We start from the raw sequence: 2,768 nt of genomic DNA, 5'->3' as shown, positions 1-2,768 counted from the left end.
CTCCGTCGACTCCTCGGCCGGGGGGACCGCCGAAGAGCTGGCCGCACTGGTTCCCGAGGGGTTCGACTTCGTGATCGACACGACCGGGCGCGAGGACGTCCTGCGCACCGCCGTCGAGGCCCTCGGACCGCTCGGCCGCGCCGGTGTCATCGGCGTCGGCCCCAGCGGGACGATGAGCTTCGACTGGCGCAGCATCCTCAACGGACGCACGGTCACCGGCATCGTCGCCGGGTCCAGCCTTCCGCAGCTGTTCCTGCCGCAACTGCTCGAACTCAACGCCGAGGGCCGGTTCCCCGTCGAGAAGATGATCACCTACTTCCCGTTCGAGCAGATCAACGAGGCCGTCGCGGCGGTCCGGTCCGGCTCGGTCGGCAAAGCCGTGCTGACCTTCTGAGCATCGCCCACAAACGTTGTCAGGCTCAGCGGCACACCTTAGGGTGACCGACACCGCTGAGGCAGCCGGCATCCGGTGGCGCGGCCGGACAACACCGCGCAGAGTTCCGAGCACGTGGAGCGTGCCACCATGTCCGCCGACTTCGACACGTCCGCCGACTTCGTTACCGACTCCGACACCGACTCCGACACCGACTTCGACCACCACTCCGACGACGCCAACGCCGACCCGGTCGCCTACTACGCGGGCTTCCGGGAGCGCTGCCCGGTGGGCCGCTCGGCCGCCCACGGCGGCTTCCACTACACGACGCGGTACGCGGACGTGGCCCGGATCGCCCGCGACGACGCGACGTTCTCCTCGGCCCGCGGCGACCACGGCGGGCAGGGGGTCGGCATCGTCATCCCCAAGGGACCGGGGCTCGAACAGTATCCGATCGAGCTGGACCCGCCGCATTCGACCGAGTACCGGCAGCTGATCAACCCGCTGCTGACCCCGGAGGCGGTCGGGCAGCTGGTACCCATGATCGAGCGCCACGCCGCCCGCGTCGTGGACGACTTCATCGAGCTGGGCTCCTGCGACTTCGTCCGCGACCTCACCAACCCGCTGCCGGCCGCGGTCACCCTGGACTGGCTGGGTTTCCCCGAGGAGGACTGGGCGAAGCTGGCCGGGCCGATCCACGACATCTTCGCCGCACCGGCCGGCAGTGAGCGCGCCGTGCGCGGGGCCGCGGGGCTGGCCCATATGGACCGGCGTATCCGCGAGCTGATCACCGAGCGCCGCTCGGCGCCACGGGCCGACGCGGTCAGCACGCTGGTGGCGGGCCGGCGTGCCGACGGCGGCGAGTTCGGCGAGGACGAGCTGGTGTCGGTGATCGGCCTGCTGATCGCGGGCGGGGTCGACACCACCACCTCGCTGACCGGATCGACGCTCGTCCACCTGGCTCGCCACCCCGGGCAGCGCCGGCGGCTGATCGACTCCCCCGATCTGCTGGACAGCGCGACCGAGGAATTCCTCCGCGCGTTCGCCCCGTCGCAGTCGATGGCACGCACGGTCACCGGGGACGTCGAGGTCGGCGGCTGCCCGATGCGCGCGGGCGACCGGGTGCTGATCCCGTGGGTCGCCGCGAACCACGACCCCGCCGTGTTCCCCGACCCCGAGCGGGTACGACTCGACCGCGACGCCAGCCGGCACCTCAGCTTCGGGATCGGATCGCACAGGTGCGCCGGCGCCCACCTCGCCCGCGCCATGTTCCGCGCGATGATGACACAGGTCCTGACCCGGCTGCCCGACTACCGGGTGATCGAGGAAGGGCTCGTTCCCTACCCCACACGCGGCAACCAGTCCGGCTGGGACGCGGTCCCGGCGGTCTTCACACCCGGTTCCCGCGCGACAGCCGCGGCAGGCGCGGTCCGCGCGCTGAGCACGCCCACCCCGCTGCGGGTGACCTCGGTGCGCGCCGCGGCCGAGGGTGTCGTCGCCGTCGGCCTCGGCCTGCCGGACGGCGGTGAACTCCCCGCGTGGCGGCCGGGCGCGCACATCGAGTTGCGTCTGCCCTCGGGCCGGCTGCGTCAGTACTCGCTGTGCGGTGACCCCGCCGACGCCACGGCGTGGCGCATCGGGGTCCTGCGTGAGCCGCTGGGCCGGGGCGGTTCGGCCGAACTCCACGAACTCGCCCGCCCCGGAGCCACGTTCGCGGTACGCGGGCCGCGCAACCACTTCCCGCTCGCCGAGGCGCCGTCGTATCTGTTCCTCGCCGGCGGCATCGGCGTCACACCGATCCTCGCCATGGTCCGCGAGGCCGCCGGACGTGGCACGCCTTTCACCGTCGTGTACGGCGGACGCACCCGCTCGACGATGGCGTTCGCCGATGAACTCGCCGCCGTCGCCGGCGATGCGCTCACCCTGCTCCCGCAGGACGAGGCCGGGCTGCCGGACCTCCCCCGGCTGCTGGACCGGCTGGGCGCGAACACCGCCGTATACGCGTGTGGTCCGGCACCGATGCTGGCGGCCGTCGAGCGCGAGTGCGCCCGGCTGGATCTCACCGACCGGCTGCACCTGGAACGCTTCGGCGCAGGCGACGACCTCGAAACGGCGTTCGACGCCACGGAGAACCGCGCCTTCGAGGTCCAGCTCGCGCGCACCGGGGGCACCTACACCGTGCCGCCGGACCGACGCCTCATCGAGGTGCTGCGCGATGCCGTGAGCGGCCTGTCCTACGACTGCGAGAAGGGATACTGCGGCGCCTGCGAGACCCGTGTCATCGCCGGGACACCGGAGCACCGGGATTCCGTGCTCAGCGACGAGGAGCGCCTCGCCGGGCGCACGATGATGATCTGCGTCGGGCGCTGCCGGAGCGACCGGCTCGTCCTGGACC

General features: G+C 72.3%; 2 protein-coding genes. Both read left to right on the top strand.

The window, feature by feature from the left end:
• Nucleotides 1–394: zinc-binding dehydrogenase (locus ACWF94_RS38060; protein ID WP_453499464.1), on the top strand; the 394-nt coding region annotated here is incomplete at its 5' end.
• Nucleotides 395–523: 129 nt separating this feature from the next.
• On the top strand, nucleotides 524–2,768 hold a 2,245-nt coding region (locus ACWF94_RS38055; protein WP_453499462.1), incomplete at its 3' end, for a cytochrome P450/oxidoreductase.

It is taken from the genome of Streptomyces sp. NPDC055078 (genome assembly GCF_053607985.1).
The sequence above is the reverse complement of the archived record's forward strand: the minus strand, read 5'-3'. Positions and strand labels throughout refer to the sequence as shown.